18 protein-coding genes are annotated in these 16,601 nt (G+C 63.4%); 10 read left to right on the forward strand and 8 right to left on the reverse strand.

All coding sequences use genetic code 11. From position 1 onward, the window contains the following. Positions 1–56 precede the first annotated feature (56 nt). Together GTP69_RS04695 and GTP69_RS04700 are read left to right on the forward strand one after the other, a co-directional pair. The gene (locus GTP69_RS04695; protein ID WP_161053776.1) at positions 57–962 is read left to right on the forward strand and encodes a LysR family transcriptional regulator; all 906 of its coding nucleotides are present in this window, start codon (positions 57–59) and stop codon (positions 960–962) included. A 19-nt stretch (positions 963–981) separates the two neighbouring features. Next, positions 982–1,284 carry a hypothetical protein gene (locus GTP69_RS04700; protein ID WP_161053777.1) on the forward strand — a complete coding sequence of 101 codons (303 nt, stop codon included), beginning with the start codon at positions 982–984 and terminating at the stop codon, positions 1,282–1,284. 4 nt (positions 1,285–1,288) lie between these two features. Here the strand turns inward: GTP69_RS04700 and GTP69_RS04705 are convergent, their stop codons facing one another. After that, entirely contained in the window at positions 1,289–2,518 is a 1,230-nt protein-coding gene (locus GTP69_RS04705; protein ID WP_161053778.1) for an MFS transporter, read from the reverse strand. Between the two features lie 89 nt (positions 2,519–2,607). On the opposite strand from GTP69_RS04705, the gene GTP69_RS04710 reads away from it, so the two are divergent. Next, positions 2,608–3,207 (forward strand): TetR/AcrR family transcriptional regulator, encoded by a 600-nt coding sequence (locus GTP69_RS04710; RefSeq protein ID WP_161053779.1) that lies wholly within the window; start codon positions 2,608–2,610, stop codon positions 3,205–3,207. Positions 3,208–3,247: 40 nt separating this feature from the next. Here GTP69_RS04710 and GTP69_RS04715 read toward each other — a convergent pair whose 3' ends face one another. The 4 genes from GTP69_RS04715 to GTP69_RS04730 form a co-directional block, all read right to left on the reverse strand. After that, positions 3,248–4,249 (reverse strand): FHA domain-containing protein, encoded by a 1,002-nt coding sequence (locus tag GTP69_RS04715; protein ID WP_161053780.1) that lies wholly within the window; start codon positions 4,247–4,249, stop codon positions 3,248–3,250. Next, positions 4,246–5,670: a S1 family peptidase gene (locus GTP69_RS04720; protein ID WP_161053781.1), complete on the reverse strand. Its 1,425-nt coding sequence runs from the start codon at positions 5,668–5,670 to the stop codon at positions 4,246–4,248. Before GTP69_RS04720 ends, GTP69_RS04715 begins: the two co-directional genes overlap by 4 nt. A gap of 15 nt (positions 5,671–5,685) precedes the next feature. Next, positions 5,686–6,339, reverse strand: a complete 654-nt coding sequence (gene ribA, locus GTP69_RS04725) for a GTP cyclohydrolase II (protein ID WP_161053782.1) — start codon at positions 6,337–6,339, stop codon at positions 5,686–5,688. 130 nt (positions 6,340–6,469) lie between these two features. After that, on the reverse strand, positions 6,470–7,174 hold the full coding sequence (locus GTP69_RS04730) for a pirin family protein (RefSeq protein ID WP_161053783.1): 705 nt from the start codon (positions 7,172–7,174) through the stop codon (positions 6,470–6,472). A 142-nt stretch (positions 7,175–7,316) separates the two neighbouring features. On the opposite strand from GTP69_RS04730, the gene GTP69_RS04735 reads away from it, so the two are divergent. The 5 genes from GTP69_RS04735 to GTP69_RS04755 all read left to right on the forward strand — a co-directional run bounded on the left by GTP69_RS04735 (position 7,317) and on the right by GTP69_RS04755 (position 12,469). Further along, positions 7,317–8,255, forward strand: coding sequence for a LysR substrate-binding domain-containing protein (locus tag GTP69_RS04735; RefSeq protein WP_161053784.1), 939 nt, complete (start codon positions 7,317–7,319; stop codon positions 8,253–8,255). A gap of 39 nt (positions 8,256–8,294) precedes the next feature. Beyond that, the gene (locus GTP69_RS04740; RefSeq protein ID WP_161053785.1) at positions 8,295–9,287 is read left to right on the forward strand and encodes an EAL and HDOD domain-containing protein; all 993 of its coding nucleotides are present in this window, start codon (positions 8,295–8,297) and stop codon (positions 9,285–9,287) included. Further along, the gene (locus tag GTP69_RS04745) at positions 9,280–11,427 is read left to right on the forward strand and encodes a putative bifunctional diguanylate cyclase/phosphodiesterase (RefSeq protein WP_161053786.1); all 2,148 of its coding nucleotides are present in this window, start codon (positions 9,280–9,282) and stop codon (positions 11,425–11,427) included. The genes GTP69_RS04740 and GTP69_RS04745 overlap by 8 nt, the downstream gene beginning before the upstream one ends. Before the next feature lie 87 nt (positions 11,428–11,514). Continuing rightward, positions 11,515–12,096 (forward strand): BPSL1445 family SYLF domain-containing lipoprotein, encoded by a 582-nt coding sequence (locus tag GTP69_RS04750; RefSeq protein WP_161053787.1) that lies wholly within the window; start codon positions 11,515–11,517, stop codon positions 12,094–12,096. 7 nt (positions 12,097–12,103) lie between these two features. After that, entirely contained in the window at positions 12,104–12,469 is a 366-nt protein-coding gene (locus GTP69_RS04755) for a glutaredoxin (protein ID WP_161053788.1), read from the forward strand. Positions 12,470–12,474: 5 nt separating this feature from the next. Here the strand turns inward: GTP69_RS04755 and GTP69_RS04760 are convergent, their stop codons facing one another. From GTP69_RS04760 to GTP69_RS04770, 3 genes are all read right to left on the reverse strand, one after another. Continuing rightward, on the reverse strand, positions 12,475–12,780 hold the full coding sequence (locus GTP69_RS04760; RefSeq protein ID WP_202424289.1) for a protealysin inhibitor emfourin: 306 nt from the start codon (positions 12,778–12,780) through the stop codon (positions 12,475–12,477). A 14-nt stretch (positions 12,781–12,794) separates the two neighbouring features. Further along, a complete protein-coding gene (locus tag GTP69_RS04765) occupies positions 12,795–13,820 on the reverse strand; it encodes a M4 family metallopeptidase (RefSeq protein WP_161053789.1) in 1,026 nt (341 codons plus the stop codon). 70 nt (positions 13,821–13,890) lie between these two features. Next, positions 13,891–14,103, reverse strand: coding sequence for a DUF3820 family protein (locus GTP69_RS04770; protein WP_161053790.1), 213 nt, complete (start codon positions 14,101–14,103; stop codon positions 13,891–13,893). A 135-nt stretch (positions 14,104–14,238) separates the two neighbouring features. On the opposite strand from GTP69_RS04770, the gene GTP69_RS04775 reads away from it, so the two are divergent. Both GTP69_RS04775 and GTP69_RS04780 read left to right on the forward strand, forming a co-directional pair. Further along, a complete protein-coding gene (locus GTP69_RS04775) occupies positions 14,239–15,132 on the forward strand; it encodes a VOC family protein (protein WP_161053791.1) in 894 nt (297 codons plus the stop codon). Then, a complete protein-coding gene (locus tag GTP69_RS04780; RefSeq protein ID WP_202424290.1) occupies positions 15,119–16,567 on the forward strand; it encodes an alginate export family protein in 1,449 nt (482 codons plus the stop codon). Before GTP69_RS04775 ends, GTP69_RS04780 begins: the two co-directional genes overlap by 14 nt. Positions 16,568–16,601: the final 34 nt, after the last annotated feature.

Raw genomic sequence — 16,601 nt, forward strand, 5'->3', positions numbered from 1 at the left:
AACGTCCAATACTCCGATAGCATGGGATGCATATCATTGATGACTAATCGGCATATATGGCATTTGACGAAAAAACCGTGAACGGCATGCGTGTACTGGCCGCGATTGTGGACAGCGGCAGTTTCGTGCGCGCGGGCGAGGCGCTGGCGATGTCGCAGTCGGGCGTCAGCCGCGCCGTCGCCCGGCTGGAGGCGCGGCTCAATATCCGGCTGTTCGACCGCACCACGCGCAAGGTCTCGCTCACCGACGAGGGCCGCCGCTTCTATGCGCAGATCAACCCACTGCTGGCGGGCCTGGAAGATGCCGTGGCGTCGGCCGGCGAGGGCGCCGTTGTGGTGCGCGGCCGGCTGCGGGTGAATATCGATCCGCTGTTTGCGCGGATACTGCTGGGCCCCAAGCTGGGCGCTTTCCTCAAGCAGTATCCGGAACTGGAGCTGGACCTGACCGTGCGCGATCATTTGGGCGATATGGTCGGCGATGGTTTCGACCTCGCCGTTCGCCTCGGCCATCCGCAGACCTCATCGCTGATCGCCCGCAAGCTGATGGACACGCGCGTGCTCACCGTCGCCACGCCGGCCTATCTGCGCAAGCACGGCACGCCGAAGAAGCCGGCTGACCTGGAAAGCCCGGACCACGTCTGCATCCACTTCCGCAACCCGGTCACGGGGCGGCCATTCGACTGGGAGTTTCATCGCGGCGGCAAGGTGACCATTGTGCATCCGCGCGGCCAGGTCACGCTCAACGATCCGGGCACGATGGAGAGCGTACTGCTGTCCGGGTATGGGCTGGCGCAGGTGATCGATCTGGCGGTGCAGCCGCTGCTGCGTTCCGGTGCGCTGACGCCGGTGTTGACGGCGTGGCCGGACGAGCGCTTTCCGTTGTATGCGTTGTACCCGTCGCGCCAGCATCCGCCGGCCAAGACGCAGGCCTTCCTGGCCTTCGTCCAGTCTCTGCTACCATGACGGCTTTTAGGAGTAGCACATGACGCGGGATATGACGGCGTACCGCAAGGTAGCGGTGCATTCGGAGGAGTGGAATGGCCAGGTGGAGATCCATCCGATGCCAGGCCAGGCCTATGCGACGGATCTCAATGTGCAGTGTTCGCGCCGCATGTGCGACACCAGCATCTACCCGCTCGGCACCAGCTTCCTGGTGGACGCCAAGCTGACGGACCGCCTGGGCGGCCCGCAGTACCTGTACGTCTGGCATGGCGACGACATCCACGTAATGTCGGACCAGGAGGCGGAAGTCTTCCTCGGCGCTTATCGCCGGGTCAGACTGTAACGCTTTAATGTACCGCGTGTAGCTTGGTGGCCGGCTGTTCGCCGTCCTGTGCCCAGCGCAGGGTGACTGCCGCCATGGCCAGCGCCAGCACGCCGCCCACCACCATGGCGCTCGATACGCCCAGATGATCGACCGCCACGCCGCCGACCAGCGCACCGCTGGCCAGCGCGATCTGCGCGGTGGTGACGAAGACCGCGCCGCCACTCTCCATCGCATGCGGCGCCGCCTGGAAGATCCAGGTCTGCACCGACATCGGCATCATGCCGAACGCGATACCCCACACGATCACCAGCAGCGTCGCGCCGATCAGGCCGGTGCCCAGTAGCGGCAGCAGCGCCGTCGACAGGCCCATCACCACGCCGGTGGTGATCAAACCGGCACGCACGCTGCGCGCCAGGATCTTGCCGCCAATGACGTTACCCGCCAGGCCGGCCGCGCCGTACACCAGCAACAGGATGCTGATGGTGCGCGCGTCCAGATGCGCCACCTGGCTGAGGAACGGCGTGATGTAGGTGTAGGCGGCAAACTGGCCGATGAACACCAGCATGGTGATGAAGATGCCCAGTCGCGCCTTCGGCACGCGCAGCATTTCCGGCAACTGGCGGAAGGTCACCGACGACTTGGCCGGCAGCGACGGCAGCAGGCGCATTTGCGTCAGCAGCACCAGCAGGGCCACCACGCCACCGGCATGGAAGGCGATGCGCCAGCCGAACAGTTCACCCAGCAGCGCACCGGCCGGCACGCCGGCCACGGTGCCGATCGAGACGCCGGCAAAAATCATCGACAGCGCGCGCGGTTCGGAGCCGGGCGGCACCAAGCGCGTGCTGAGCGCCGGTCCCAGCGCCCAGAAGCCGCCGACGCCGATACCCAGCAGCGCGCGGCCGAACAGCACCAGCGGGAAGGAATGCGACAGGGCGACGATCAGGTTGGACACCAGCATGGTGCCGGTCAGGCTCCACAGCACGAAGCGGCGGTCGGCCTTGCCGATGCCGACGGTGACCAGGATGGCGGCCAGCGCCGCCACCAGGCCCGGCACGGTGACCATCATGCCGGCCACGCCTTCGGTCACGCCCAGTTCGGCGGCAATCGCCGGCAGCAGGCCGACCGGCAGAAATTCGGTGGTCACCAGCGCAAAGGCGCCGATGGCGATCGAGATCACGGCCGGCCACGGCGAGTGGTGGTGCGACGGTGAGAGTTCGGCCTCGGTGGCCAGGGTGTTGGTTTGATTTTGCATGATGGTCCTGAAAAAGCTTGAGTTTTTTACTGGTCGGTTCATAATGTGCGTCAGGAGACACTTTGTCAATGAATATTTAACCGATCGGTATGAAAGAGCGAAAAATCGGCCGTCCGCGCACCTTCGATGCAGACCAGGCGCTGGACAAAGCCATGAAAGTATTCTGGGAAAAGGGCTACGAAGGCAGTTCCTTGCCCGAGCTGACGGAGGCCATGGGCATGAACCGGCCCAGCCTGTACGCGGTGTTCGGCAACAAGGAAAACTTGTTCAAGCTGGCCCTGGAGCGCTACGGCGCCACCCACGATCCGCTGTTCGACGCGGCCTTGCAGAAGGCCACCGCGCGCGGCGTGGTCGAGCATTTCCTGCGCGGCAATGCCGATGCCCAGACCGAGGAAGAAAATCCGCACGGCTGCCTGGTCATCAACGGCGCGCTGGCGTGCAGCGATGATGCGCTGCCGATCCGCAATTCCCTGATCGAGCGCCGCGCCGTCGCCGAAGCGCGTCTGCGCGACCGCTTCGACCGCGCCAAGGCCGAGGGAGATTTGCCGGAAGATTTCTGCGCCAGCCAGATGGCGCGCTATGTGATGACCATGTCCAACGGCATGGCGGTGCAGGCCGCCGCCGGCGCCAGCCGCAAGCAGTTACAGGAAGTGGTCGACCAGGTATTGCGCGGCTGGCCGGGCGCCTGACGCGGCCCGCATCGTCGCAGGCCGCATCTTCAGTGGCGGCTCAATCGCCGCCGCCGTCCTCTTCACCATCGCCGTCATCGTTGTCGGCGCCATCCTTGACCGCATGCGCGCGGGCGGCGTCCACGCCGGCCTGCAACCTGGCGGCGTTGGCCAGGAACTGGTCGACGCTGCGGTTGTCGCTGTGGCGCACTTCCGGCGGCAGCAGCACCGACATGTACAGCTCGTCGGAGGCACGGCCGGCGCTTTGCAGATTGCTCAGCACCACCAGTCCGGAGCCGGCCAGCAGCATCACCGTGGTGGCGATCAGGAAGCGGCGCGGGTGGTGCGGCTTGATGGTGATCAGGTGGAAGAAGATCATCGCGCAGGCAATCGCCAGCGTGACCAGGTTGCCGTAGCGCGTCAGCGATTCGGCCGACCAGGCATAGGCCAGCACCGCGCTGCCGCCGCGCCACAGGCCCACCACCGCCAGCGCGCTGCCGAGGATGAACAGGTGGCGACCGAGGCGCGCATGGCTGCCGAACAGGCGGTTGGCCAGCGCCCACACGCCGGCCCACAGCAAACCGGCGGCCAGGCTGGAAGCCAGCACCAGCAAATAGCGGATCAGCGCAAACGGTTCGACATCGCTGAGCCAGGTTTCCAGGCAGCTGAACACGGCGATCAGCACCAGGCCGATGGTGGCCGGCGTCGCACCTTCCCAGCTGTGCATGGTGGTGTCGGCGATTTCCGCCGCCACCGGGAAGTCCGACGGCCGCACCCGCAGCCGCGTGTGGCCGAGCCGCACCACGGTGTTGCCGTCCAGCGTGATGCTGGTCTGGCGGCGGCCCTTGTGGATGGTGCCGTTCTTGCTGCCGAGGTCGCGCAGGATGACCTGGTTGTGCTGGTCGGTTTCGACGATGGCGTGGCTGGCGGCGCTGTGGGCGTCGTCCAGGATGATCTCGTTGTCGTAGGCGCGGCCGATGCGGATCGGCAGCTCGGCCACCTTGTGCCGGTGCAGCACGTCGCCATTGCGGGCCAGGATTTCGACGAAGTAGGGGGCTTTCATTTGGCGCCGCCTTTCTTCGCTGCTTCGGCGGTCGGCTTCAGCGACAGCGAATCGAGGAACACGCGCGACAGGCGCAGGCCGTTTTCATACGAGACGCCGCGCGCATCCAGCCGGCTTTGCAGGCTCATCAGGCCTTGATCGGTGCTGGCGGTCAGCAGGGCGAAGTCATACAGGCCGGCGAACTTGCGGTAGGCGCGCACGCACAGCACGGCGCGCAGCGGCAAGTCCTTGTTCTTGACGAAGTCTTCGGTGCAGTTGGGACCGGTCAGGCGTGAGTCCTTGTTGCTGCCGAAGTGTTCGTTGCGGAACGAGGCGCTGGCCAGCTGGGCAAAGCGCAGCTTGTCGAGGCCGGCGCTGCGCAGGAACTGGTGGCGGATGGCGATCTGGCCGGTCTGCAAGGAGCCGCTGACGAAGATCGCCGACTCCATCGCACAGCTGGCGTCGTCCACCGTGAACGGCTTGTCGGCCTTGACGTTGGAACGGCCCCAGCAGCGCATCTGCTCGGATTCGCGCACCGGCACCTGATACGGGCCCATCGGCTTCAGGCTGAGCGGGCTGGACAGCAACTGGTTGACCATCGCGGTCTGGTGCGCCAGCAGCTGGCTGGCCACCACGGCGGTGAAATCGGTCGGCGCTTTCTGCTGGGTTTCCACCTTGTTCAGGATGTCCTGGGCGTAGCGGGCCGGCACCAGGAAGCTGACCAGTTCGCCGTCGAGGCGCTTGGAGACGTTGATGCCGGCCACCGAGCCGTCGGCTGTCACGCTGGGGCCGCCGCTCATGCCGGAGTTGATCGGGCCGGTGAACATCAACTGGTCATAGAAACTGCGGGCGATGACGCCGTTGTAGGCGCCTTCCGAAATCGCAAAGCCGAGGTCGAGCGGATTGCCCATCGAGTACAGGTACTGGCCTTGGGTCAGGCGCGCCAGTTGCGGCGGCATCTTGAAGAAGCCGGTGCCGTTGCGGCTGACGCGCAGCACCGCCAGGTCATGCAGCACATCGACCGCCAGCAGTTCCACATTGCCGCGCTGGCCGCCGGTGTCGACCCATTCGCCGACGTAGGTGTCGGGATCGAGCGCGAATTGCGAGACCACGTGGTAGTTGGTCACCACCAGGTTGCTGGTGCCGATCAAAAAGCCGGAGCCGACCGAGGATTGGGTGCGACCGCTTTTCAGCAGCGAGCGCACTTGCAGGATGTCGTTCTTGGCGGAGGCATACAGGTGCTGGGCGGCGCTGGAAGGCGGCGGCAGCGGCGCGGCCTCGCCATCCGGTGTGGTGGCGGCTGGAGGCGTGACATTTGGCGCAGTGGCCGGGGCTTTGGCGACGGGCTGCGCCGGTGCGGCAGCGGCGGCAGCTGAGGCGGCGCCATGGCCGGCGGCGGCCCAGATCAAAACAAGCGTACTAGCGAGCCTGGTGACTTTCATGCATTCCTTCAAACGTTACAGCGCGCCATCCTCCACCGGCGCCGGCGTCAGCGGCGTCATCATGTGGCCCAGCTTGGCGGCCTTGGTATCCAGATAATACTGGTTGAAGGCATTGCGGTTGACCAGCAGCGGAACGCGCTCGGCCACTTCAATGCCCAGTTTGGTCATGGCATCGATCTTACGCGGATTATTGGTCATCAGGCGCAGGCTTTTTACGCCGAACTGCGACAGCATCGGCTGGACCAGGCCGTAGGTGCGCTGATCCGGCTTGAAGCCCAGCTGTTCGTTGGCCTGCACCGTGTCGGCGCCGGCTTCCTGCAGTCGGTAGGCGCGGATCTTGTTGATCAGGCCAATGCCGCGGCCTTCCTGGCGCAGGTACAGCAGCACGCCGCGGCCTTCGTCGGCGATCTTCTTCAGCGCGCCTTCCAGCTGGGCGCCGCAATCGCAGCGCTGCGAGAACAGCACGTCGCCGGTCAGGCATTCCGAATGGACGCGCGCCAGCACCGGCTCGCCGTTGCCGATATCGCCCAGCACCATGGCTAGGTGTTCCTTGCCGGTGGCCTTTTCGACAAAGGCGTGCAAGGTGAACTGGGCCCAGGGAGTCGGCAGGGCGCAGGAGGTAACGTAGTTCAGTTCGTCCTGGGACGGGATTTCTGCGCTCTGCGACATGGTTTTGCTCTTTATTCTGTTCATATAAGGTAAAAAAGGCGCGCCGGGCTGTTCCAACAGACCCGGCGCGCCCTTCATGATACCAAAACTGGCGGAAATGTTTCTGAGACCCCCTCGGGGCGCAATATCCTTATTGTTTTGGCAGGTCGAACAACAGCAGTTCGGCCGCTTCAGCTTGTTCCAGCGTGACCAGCGTTTCATCGCTGATTTTCAGCGCGTCGCCTTGTTTCAGGTGCACGCCGTTGACGGTGACCGCGCCGCGGATCACGTGGACATAGCCGAGGCGGTCTTCGTCCAGCGTATGTTTCAGGTGGTCGCCTTCATCCATGATGGAAGCGTAGATCGATGCTTTCTGGTGAATCAGCACCGAACCGTTGCGGCCATCGTTGGACGCGATCAGCGCCAGCTTGCCTTGTTTATGTTCCGGCGTGAAGTGCTTTTCTTCGTAGCTCGGTGGAATGCCCAGTTCGTTAGGCTGGATCCAGATTTGCAGGAAGTGCACTTGCTGGCTGCGGTCGCCGTTGTACTCGCTGTGACGCACGCCGGTGCCGGCGCTCATGCGCTGGACGTCGCCGTAGTGCAGCACCGAACCGGTACCCATGCTGTCCTTGTGTTCCAGCGCGCCGCTCAGCACGTAGGAGATAATCTCCATGTCGCGGTGACCGTGGGTGCCGAAGCCCTGGCCGCCTTGTACCTGGTCTTCATTAATCACAAGCAACGGACCGAAGCCGACATGTTCCGGGTCACGGTAGTGACCGAACGAGAAGCTGTGTTTGGAATCCAGCCAGCCGTGGTTAGCTTTGCCGCGGGAATCAGAATGGCGTACTTGTAACATGATGAGCTCCGTTTCTTGTGAGTTAATGTGCGATAATTTTGAAAGCGTTCTTTCGTATCGCTGCATCCATGAATCACATTGTAGACCTGTGTTCCGGATTAAAAAAACGGAAAATTTACCCCTCTATTATCGATAAATTCGAATGCTCAGATTAAGCCTGGAAGCCCTGCAAATCGTTGACGCTATCGACCGGCGAGGCTCTTTCTCTGCCGCAGGGAAGGAATTGCACCGCGTTCCCTCGACAATTTCCTATACTGTCAGCAAGCTGGAGGACGATCTTGGTGTGCAAGTTTTCGAACGTAACGGCCCGCGCGTCGAGCTGACGGCGGCCGGGGCCGAACTTCTGAAAGAGGGCCGCTACCTGCTTAAGGCAGCGCTGGACCTGGAACACCGCGTGCGCCGCGTCGCTTCCGGCTGGGAAACCGAGCTGGCGGTCGGCATGGATTCGATGTTTTCGGCTTGTTTGTTCCATGCCGACGTGCCGGCGTTCTACGAGGTCGCCCAGCAAACCCGGCTGCGCATCGTGCAGGAAGCGCTGTCCGGCACCTGGGAAGCCTTGATCGAGCGCCGTGCCGATTTGCTGGTGGGCGCGGCCGGCGACGGTCCGGCCGGCGGCGGATATGTGTCCGAGCCGATCGGCAAGATCGATTTCGTATTCGCGGTGGCGCCGTCGCATCCGTTGGCCGCAGTCGAAGGCAAGCTGAGCCGCACGCACCTGCAAAACTACCGCGCCATCAGCGTGGCCGATTCGGCCCGCAAGATGGCGCCGCGCACGGTCGGCCTGTTGCTGGGGCAGGACACGCTGACCGTGCCGGACATGAAGACCAAGTACCAGTACCAGCTGGCCGGCATGGGCTTCGGTTTCCTGCCCGAACCGTGCGCCCGTTACGCCATCGCCCAAGGGCTGCTGGTGGAAAAGCAGGTGGAAGAACCGAAGCCGGCCGAGACCTTCTACCTGGCCTGGCGCAGTGGCGAAAACGGCGCCGCGCTGAACTGGTGGATCGACCGCATGCGACGTCCGGGGCTGTTCGAGCGTTTGCTGAGCCATCTGCCCCATCATAAAGTTGACCAAGGCCAATAGTTTCGGGCAACATAGCAGAACCACTGAACGGACCATGTCATGACCGCACTGATCGCCACGCCTGTATTGCTGCATTTGTTGGCTGACCGTAAGGGCAGTCCGGCGGCCTTGCTGCTGGATTCCAGCCGCCCGCAGGCCAGTGCGGACGCATCGCCAGCCGCGCCGGTGAAACTACTTGAAGAACTGGCCAGCGGTGGCATGCATTGCTTCTACCGCGCCGGCATCGCCGCAGAGCTGCACGAGGCGCTGGCGCAAGTCGGCTGGCAAGCGCTGGCGGCCGACAAGGTCATGCGCGCCGACGATGTGTTGCCGAAAGAGCTGCCGCCCGGCGTCAACTGGATCGAAGGCGACTGGTTCCTGGCGCCGCCGCCCAAGCCGGTCGGCGCCCAGGCCGCCTCGCGCGCGCTGGCGCTGCAACTGGTGCAACTGGTGTCGGCCGATGCCGATACCCACGAAATCGAAGCGCTGCTGCGGCAAGATCCGACGCTGTCGTACCACCTGCTGCGGCTGGTTAACTCGCTCGGCATGGGCACCGGCCGCCGCGTCACGAGTTTTTCGCAAGCCATCCTGATCCTCGGCCGCGCGCAACTGCGGCGTTGGCTGAACCTGATGTTGTTCTCGTCGCGCGAAGGCGATCCCCGTTCGGCCATGCTGCTGGCGCGGGTGGCGGTGCGGGCGCGTATGATGGAGCTGCTGGCTAAAGCCTGCGGCGAGGACAAGCCGCACCAGGAACAGGCCTTCATGGTCGGCATGTTCTCGCTGCTGGGCGTGCTGTTCGGCCTGCCGCTGGAAGAAGTGATGAAGCCACTGACCATCAGCGACGCCGTGCAGCAGGCATTGCTGGCCCATGAAGGCGAACTGGGTCAGTTGTTGTGCGTGGTGGAATCCGCCGAACGCGAGGACCACGATGCGCTGGACGGCTGCCTGGCGGCGCTGCCGCTGGATGCCGATACCTATAACCGCATCGTCATCGATGCCTACCTGTGGATGCAGGACGTCACGGCAGGCAAAACGGGTAACGGCCATGCGTGATGCGATCGAGCGTTGTCTTGCACTGAGCCGTCAAGCCCGGAGTGAGCAAGGCGACGCGCTGACGCAGACGCTGAACCAACTGGACGCGGCCCTCAACCAGGCCCAGGCGGCGATCAAGCCGGCCGACCTGCCGCCGCAGGACGCCACGCTGGCGCTCGACCTGACCGGCTATGTCACCGCCTGGAGCATCGGCGCGCAGCAGATGTTCGGCTACACGGCCGACGAGGTGATTGGCCAGCACGTGCTGTTCCTGTACGCCGAGGATGACGACGACGGCAATATCGCCGAATTGTTCTTCGACCACGATCCCGGCGCCTCGGCCGCCCGCACCGAAGTACGCCGCCGCAAGAAGAATGGCGAAATCATCTGGGTGCACCTGGACATCGAGTTGCGTCCCGACGACGGCGGCATGCTGGTGACGCTGTCGCAAGCCAACCAGACGCTGTCAGACCTGGACAAGGTCAACCTGCACGCGCGCATTATCGAAGACAGCGAGCAGGGCGTGCTGATCACCGACGCCCATGAACGCATCGTCTCGATCAATTCCTCGTTCACCCGCATCACCGGCTACACGCCGGCCGAATCGATCGGCAAGACGCCCGACCTGCTGCGTTCCGGCGTGCACGACGCCGACTTCCGCGCCAAGGTGCGCAGCGCCATGCAGGGCGGCGGACCGTGGCGCGGCGAGATCATCGGCAAGCGCAAGAATGGCGAGCTGTTTCCGCAGTCGGTGACCATCAGCGCGGTGCGCGACCAGCACGGCAAGATCAGCCATACCTTCTCGCTGTTTTCCGACATCAGCGTGCACAAGGACGCTGAAGCGCGCATGCAGCGCATGGCCAACTACGATCCGCTGACCGGGCTGCCGAACCTTTGCCTGCTGACCACGCTGGTCGGCCAGGCGCTGACCGAGACCAAGCGCTCCGGCGAACACGGCGCGCTGCTGGTGGTGGAGATCACCCGGCTGGGCGCGATCAGCGATACGCTGGGCCACGATATCGGCAACGAGCTGCTGTGCGAAATCGGCCGCATCTTCCGCGCTTCATTGCGCGAAGCCGACGTGCTGGCGCGTCTCGATGGACACCGTTTCGCCATCGCGCTGCTGCAAGTGGAAAAACGCGAACATGCCGGCATCGTCGCCGAAAAGCTGCTGGCAGTGCTGGCGGCGCCGATCACCATCGCCGGCCACAGCCTGCAAGTTGGCGCGCATGTTGGCATCACGGTCTACAACGAGGACGGCGCCGACGTTCCCACGCTGATTCGCTACGCCGACGTGGCGGTGGCCAAGGCGGGGCAGAGCATCGACTCCAGCTTCCTGTTCTACAGCGAAGAGATGAATCAGCGCGCCAAGGAACATCTGCGCATCGAAAGCGAGTTGCGGCAGGCGCTGCAAAATAATGAGTTGCAGCTGTATTACCAGCCAAAAGTCAGCTTGCGCAGCGGCCGCATCGTCGGCGCCGAGGCGCTGCTGCGCTGGCGTCATCCGCTGCGCGGGCTGGTGTCGCCGGGCGTGTTCATCCCGGTGGCGGAAGAGACCGGCCTGATCCTCGACCTCGGCGCCTGGGTGCTGGAAGAAGCCTGCCGTCAGGTGCGCGAATGGCGCGACGCCAATATGATCACGCCGCCGATCGCGGTCAACCTGTCGGCACGCCAGTTCGACGCCGAGTTGCCGAAGCGCATAGCAGCGGTGCTGGAGCGCCACCAGGTGCAGCCGGACCAGATCAACCTGGAAATTACCGAAAGCCTGCTGGTGCGCGGTACCGACAAGGTGATCGCCATCATGAACCAGCTGGTGGCGATGGGCATGTCGCTGGCGCTGGATGACTTCGGCACCGGTTATTCCAGCCTGGCGTACCTGAAAAAATTCCCGATCAGCACCTTGAAGATCGACCGTTCCTTCGTCATCGGCCTGCCGTATGAAGAGAACGATTGCGCCATCGCCCGCGCCATCGTCACCATGGCGCAGCAGCTGCGCCAGGAGATTGTGGCGGAGGGTGTGGAGACGGCCGAGCAGATGGCGTTCTTGCGCGAACTGGGCTGCGACCAACTGCAAGGCTACCTGTTCAGCCAGCCGGTGCCGGCGGCCGATTTCGCCACCATGCTGCGCGAAGGTAAGAGATTGGCGTTCGCTAATCGTTGAGCTGCGGTGTGCTACGGAAGAGAGATAGCGTGGTAATGTAGAAGATGAAACAATGGTCTGTTTAATCCACACTTACTGGAGACTTCCATGCAAAAACGTACTTTCCTGATGCGCGCTACTGCAGCTGTTGCTTTTGCCGGTCTGGCACTGGGTGGTTGCACCACCACCACCGGCGCCGCCAAACCAAGTTCGGCTGCCGTGAAGACTGAAATCGAACAAGGCGCTTACACCACGCTGGAGCGCCTGTACAAAGAAGTGAAGGGTTCGCGCGAGCTGGTGCAAAAAGCCAATGGCGTACTGGTGTTCCCGAATGTGGTGGCGGCTGGCCTGGTGGTCGGCGGCGAATACGGCAAGGGCGTGCTGCGTACTGGCGGCCAGGTGGCGGATTACTACAGCGTCGCTTCGGTGTCGGTTGGCTTCCAGGCCGGCGCGCAATCGAAGGCCGTGGTGCTGCTGTTCATGAGCCGCGAAGCGCTGGATAAATTCCGCGCCGGCAAAGGCTGGACCGCCGGTGTTGACGGTTCGGTGGCGCTGATCAAAGTGGGCGCCAACGGCGATATCGATACTGCCACCGCCAACAATCCAGTACAGGCTTTCGTGCTGACCAACGCCGGCCTGATGGCGAACCTGAATCTCGAAGGCACCAAAATTTCCAAACTCGACTTATAAGGCAATAATGACACGACCGCTCCTGGATCAAGCACGCATCCATCCTGCCGCCCTGGCGCAGATCAGCAGTTATCACACCGATCTGATCGCCGAGGTGGAGGCTGCCATCGCCGCCAACAAGGTGGTGGTGGTCGGCATGGGATTGAATCCTTTCCCAGCCAAGGCACGCAAGATCCTGGACGGTCAGGGCACGCCGTATAAGTATCTCAATTACGGCAATTATTTTTCGCAGTGGCGGCCGCGCCTGGCGCTCAAGCTGTGGAGCGGCTGGTCGACTTTTCCGCTGATTTTCGTCAACGGCACGCTGATCGGCGGCGCCACCGACCTGCAAAAGCTGATCGCCAGCGGCGAGTTTGCGCGCCTGCTGGCTTAGCTCAATTAGTCAGGCTCGACTTCGTCGTTGAGCTTTTCGGTCAGCGCCTTCAGCGAAGGCGAGGCCTGATCGAGGTGGTAGCGCACGCAGTGCGCCTTGCCGCCATCATCCACCTCCAGGTCGTATTGAAAGTCCCACGACTTCGGCGCTTCCTTGACCAGTTTGGGCGGCAGCGTGAAGAAGTCGCTGGCGTGCAGCAGCTTCTCCAGTTGGCTGGCCTGGTCCTGCGGCAGCTGCGCCAGATCGATGGTGCGGGTTTGCGCGCCGGCCGGTCCGGCGAAGCCGCCGGTGCATGTCAAAATCAAACGCATGATGCTCCCTTACTTTAACTGACGCCAACTACTTTCCACGCCGCCTGCACCGCGTGCTGTTCGGCCGAATCGGCGCCGTACAGCAATGCGGCGGCTTGCGCGGTGGCCTTGGCCATGTCGGCAAACGTGGCGTTGGGCGTCAGCAGCGACAGCGATTTGTACCAGATCGGCGCGGCCTTTTCCCAGGCATTGCCCTTGAGCGCAATCGCGGCCGCGTAAAACGCGTGGTTGGGAATGCCTGAGTTGGTGTGGACGTCGCCGTTCTCGATATATCCTGCCATAGTTTTCGGTTGGTCGTCGCCCGACCAGGTGAGCGCCTGATTGCCCGGATCGGCCATCGAGCGCAATGCCTTGCCGACCGATGGCGCCATGATGCCAGCGCCGATCAGCCAGTCGGCCTGTTCGGCGCTTTGCTTCAGCGTCCACTGCTTGACCACGCTGCCGAACACATCGGAAATCGACTCGTTCAGCGCGCCGCTCTGGCCCTCATACACCAGCCCGCCCGGCACCGCGTACTGCGTCACGCCGTGGGTCAGTTCGTGGGCGATGACATCGACCGCGCCGGTGAAGCCCATGAACAGCTTGCCGTCGCCGTCGCCATACACCATCTGCTGGCCGTTCCAGAAAGCATTATTGAATTTGTTCTGGTAATGGACAGTGGAATCGATGCGCAAGCCTTTGTTGTCGATCGAGTTGCGCTGCAGGATTTCACGGTAGAAATCGTAGGTGGCGCCGGCGCCGTCATAGGCTTGGTTGACGGCCTTGTCGGTGGACGGTTTGCTGGCTTCTTCGCGCACCAGTTTGCCGGGCAGCTTGGACTTGTTTTGGGCGTCGTAGACGGTGCGGCGTTTTTCGCCGGTGGCGGCGGTGATGCCCAGCGTCATTGGCGCGACTGAACGCTGGCCGCGCAAATGGGCGGACAGCTCAGCTGTATCCAGCAGGCAGTGGCGCTCTTGCTGGTCGGTGGTTTGCTCGGCCAGTTTGCGCAGCATTTTGGATGGAATGATGAAGCAGGTGCAGCCAAGCGGGTGCGCAGCCATGACGTTCTCCTAAACAATGCAATAGCGTATTTATACACGTATTTCCATTGCCGGGACGTCACGCTGGCCGCTATGGCCGGCGCAGCGGATCGAGCAGCATGCGCAGGTCGTTATGGTCGAGTTCGTACATCAGCGCGATCAGGGCGCCGAGTTCGCCGGAAGGGAAGCCTTCACGCGCGAACCAGCCCAGATAGTGTCCGGGCAGGTCGGCGATTTTGCGGCCTTTGTACTTCCCGTATGGCATTTCGCGGGTCAGCAGCAGGGCGAGTTTTTCAGAGTTCATGCGGCGATTTTAACGCAGGCGCCCGCACCGCCGGAAGCAAAAAAATTGGGCCAACTGATCCGATGGTAGGGCAATCGCGGCCCGCCGATTGGTATAGTGAAAAAATCCCTTATTCATGTTATTTCAGGAGTTTTCATGACCATGCAATCCTTCCGTCACCGTATGCTCGCTGGCGCATTGTCGGTCGCCCTGGCGCTGCCGGCGCTGGCGATGGCGGCGCCGGATGTCGCGGTCGGTCCGCAATACGACACCACCCACGTATACGTGCAGGACGCCGATCTCGCGACCTTCATCGATAGTTTTACCGGTACTTTCGGCGGCAAGGCGACCCCGCGCGCGGTGTTCACGGTGACGCCGACGCCGAGCAAGACCGCCTCGCAATATGTGCAGACGCCGGTCGGCATGCTGTCGGTGTTTGCGTTCCAGACGCCGATTCCTTACGGCTTCGGCGCAGAGCGCACCGGCTACCTGGTGAACGATATTCACGTCGCCACCAAGGCGGCGGTGGAGGCGGGCGCCGATGTGACGGTTGAGCCGTTTGATGACCCGATCGGCAAGGATGTGATGATCCAGTGGGCCGGCGGCGTGAACATGCAGCTGTACTGGCATACCAGGTCGCCGTCGTATGCGCCGCTGCATAGCGTGCCGGATAACCGTGTGTACGTGTCCAAGGTATCGGGCGATAAGTTTATCGGCCAGTTCAAGCAGTTTGCACATGCCAAGGTGACTGCCGACGACCAGATCGATGGTGCGGAAATTGGTCGCGCCGGTGAGCAGGTGCGCCGCGTGCAGCTGTCGTCGGGCTTCGGCAAGATGATGGTGTTTGTCAGCGATGGCAAGCTGCCGTTCCCGTATGGCCGCGAGACCACCGGTTATCAGGTGGACGATGTGGCGGCGACGCTGGAGAAGGCGGCCGCCAATGGCGTCAAGGTGCTGGTGCCGCCGGTTAAAACGAGTCAGGGTAATGTGAGCGCTATGTTGCAGTTCCCAGGTGGTTACATCAGCGAGATTCACAATGCAGCGAAATAGTTTTACGTTGCTCCGCTGCGGCGGCGCGCTGGCGCTGGTCGTCAGCAGCGCGGCCGGCGCGCAAACCTTGACGGCGGCCACCGACGTCCCGGCCGCAGCCGCCCCGGCGCCAGCCTGCGACACCAAGCGGCCGGTCATCAACTTTAATCGCTGGATGGAGAACTGGGGCGTGCTGGCAGATCCTTGCGTGCCGCGCCAGCCGCTGGATGGCCTGAAATACATTCCGCTCAGCGACGACGGCATATCCTATCTGTCGCTTGGCGCCGGCCTGCGCGAGCGCTACGAGCATATCGATGCGCCACTGTTCGGCGCCGGCACCGCGCCGTCCGACGGCTACGTCATCCAGCGCACCAACCTGCACGCCGATCTGCGTCTCGGCCCCTACGTGCAACTCTTCGGCCAACTGGTCGACGCCCGCACCTTCGGCAAAAAGACCATTGCGCCACCCGACCGCGACAAGCTGGACGTCGAACAGTTGTTCATGACCGTCGCCGTGCCCACCGCCGACGGCGCCGTCAAGGTCCGCGTCGGCCGCCAGGAAATGGCCTTCGACTTGCAGCGCTTTATCGCCGTGCGCGACGGCCCCAATGTACGCCAGGCCTTTGACGGCGTCTGGGCCGACTGGGAGCATGGCCCATGGCGTTTGATCGGCTACGTCACGCAACCGGTGCAAAACCGCAGCGTCGACAGCTTCGATGACTACTCCAACGGCCACCTGACGCTGAACGGCATCCGGCTCGAATACCAGGGCCTCGGCCCCGGCGACCTGTCCGGCTACTACTCGCGCTATCGCCGCGACAGTGCGCGCTTCCTCGACGCCACCGGCGACGAACGCCGCAACGTCTGGGACATGCGCTACAACGGCAAGAGCGGGGCAGTGGACTTCGATATCGAAGGCATGCGCCAGACCGGCCAGGTGGGAGCGAAGCAGGTATCGGCATGGGCCCTCGGCTCCATCGCCGGCTACACCTTCGCCAAGACCGAATGGACGCCGCGCGTCGGCCTGCAATTCGACATGGCCTCCGGTGACAAGCACGCCGGCGACGGCAAGCTGGGTACCTTCAATCCGCTGTTCCCCAACGGGTATTACTTCGCGCTGGCCGGCCTGACCGGCTACAGCAACTTGATCCATCTGAAGCCATCGGTCACGCTCAAGCCGGCGAAGACGCTCAGCGTCACCACCGCGCTTGGCCTGCAATGGCGCCAGACCACCGCCGACGCGGTGTATGTGCAAAGCATGGCTGGCGTGCCGCGCACCGCTGGACAAGGATCGCGCTGGACCGGCGCTTACGGCCAGTTGCGCGTTGACTGGGCGGTGTCGGCCAACGTCGCTGCGGCGGTGGAAGCGGTGCATTTCCACGCCGGCGACACGCTGCGCAACGCCGGCGGCCGCGATGCCGACTACCTCGGTGTGGAGCTCAAGTTCGGCTGGTAGAATCTGACGCATTCAATGTCCTTTCGAAGGCGTC

The organism is Duganella levis (assembly GCF_009857605.1).
GTDB classification, from domain to species: domain Bacteria; phylum Pseudomonadota; class Gammaproteobacteria; order Burkholderiales; family Burkholderiaceae_D; genus Rugamonas; species Rugamonas levis.

What these genes read in the sequence shown, in the direction of transcription:
- GTP69_RS04695 (WP_161053776.1), top strand. Translation starts at nt 57, where the DNA reads ATGGCATTTGACGAAAAAACCGTGAACGGCATGCGTGTACTGGCCGCG.
- GTP69_RS04700 (WP_161053777.1), top strand. Translation starts at nt 982, where the DNA reads ATGACGCGGGATATGACGGCGTACCGCAAGGTAGCGGTGCATTCGGAG.
- GTP69_RS04705 (WP_161053778.1), bottom strand. Translation starts at nt 2,518, where the DNA reads ATGCAAAATCAAACCAACACCCTGGCCACCGAGGCCGAACTCTCACCG.
- GTP69_RS04710 (WP_161053779.1), top strand. Translation starts at nt 2,608, where the DNA reads ATGAAAGAGCGAAAAATCGGCCGTCCGCGCACCTTCGATGCAGACCAG.
- GTP69_RS04715 (WP_161053780.1), bottom strand. Translation starts at nt 4,249, where the DNA reads ATGAAAGCCCCCTACTTCGTCGAAATCCTGGCCCGCAATGGCGACGTG.
- GTP69_RS04720 (WP_161053781.1), bottom strand. Translation starts at nt 5,670, where the DNA reads ATGAAAGTCACCAGGCTCGCTAGTACGCTTGTTTTGATCTGGGCCGCC.
- ribA (WP_161053782.1), bottom strand. Translation starts at nt 6,339, where the DNA reads ATGTCGCAGAGCGCAGAAATCCCGTCCCAGGACGAACTGAACTACGTT.
- GTP69_RS04730 (WP_161053783.1), bottom strand. Translation starts at nt 7,174, where the DNA reads ATGTTACAAGTACGCCATTCTGATTCCCGCGGCAAAGCTAACCACGGC.
- GTP69_RS04735 (WP_161053784.1), top strand. Translation starts at nt 7,317, where the DNA reads ATGCTCAGATTAAGCCTGGAAGCCCTGCAAATCGTTGACGCTATCGAC.
- GTP69_RS04740 (WP_161053785.1), top strand. Translation starts at nt 8,295, where the DNA reads ATGACCGCACTGATCGCCACGCCTGTATTGCTGCATTTGTTGGCTGAC.
- GTP69_RS04745 (WP_161053786.1), top strand. Translation starts at nt 9,280, where the DNA reads ATGCGTGATGCGATCGAGCGTTGTCTTGCACTGAGCCGTCAAGCCCGG.
- GTP69_RS04750 (WP_161053787.1), top strand. Translation starts at nt 11,515, where the DNA reads ATGCAAAAACGTACTTTCCTGATGCGCGCTACTGCAGCTGTTGCTTTT.
- GTP69_RS04755 (WP_161053788.1), top strand. Translation starts at nt 12,104, where the DNA reads ATGACACGACCGCTCCTGGATCAAGCACGCATCCATCCTGCCGCCCTG.
- GTP69_RS04760 (WP_202424289.1), bottom strand. Translation starts at nt 12,780, where the DNA reads ATGCGTTTGATTTTGACATGCACCGGCGGCTTCGCCGGACCGGCCGGC.
- GTP69_RS04765 (WP_161053789.1), bottom strand. Translation starts at nt 13,820, where the DNA reads ATGGCTGCGCACCCGCTTGGCTGCACCTGCTTCATCATTCCATCCAAA.
- GTP69_RS04770 (WP_161053790.1), bottom strand. Translation starts at nt 14,103, where the DNA reads ATGAACTCTGAAAAACTCGCCCTGCTGCTGACCCGCGAAATGCCATAC.
- GTP69_RS04775 (WP_161053791.1), top strand. Translation starts at nt 14,239, where the DNA reads ATGACCATGCAATCCTTCCGTCACCGTATGCTCGCTGGCGCATTGTCG.
- GTP69_RS04780 (WP_202424290.1), top strand. Translation starts at nt 15,119, where the DNA reads ATGCAGCGAAATAGTTTTACGTTGCTCCGCTGCGGCGGCGCGCTGGCG.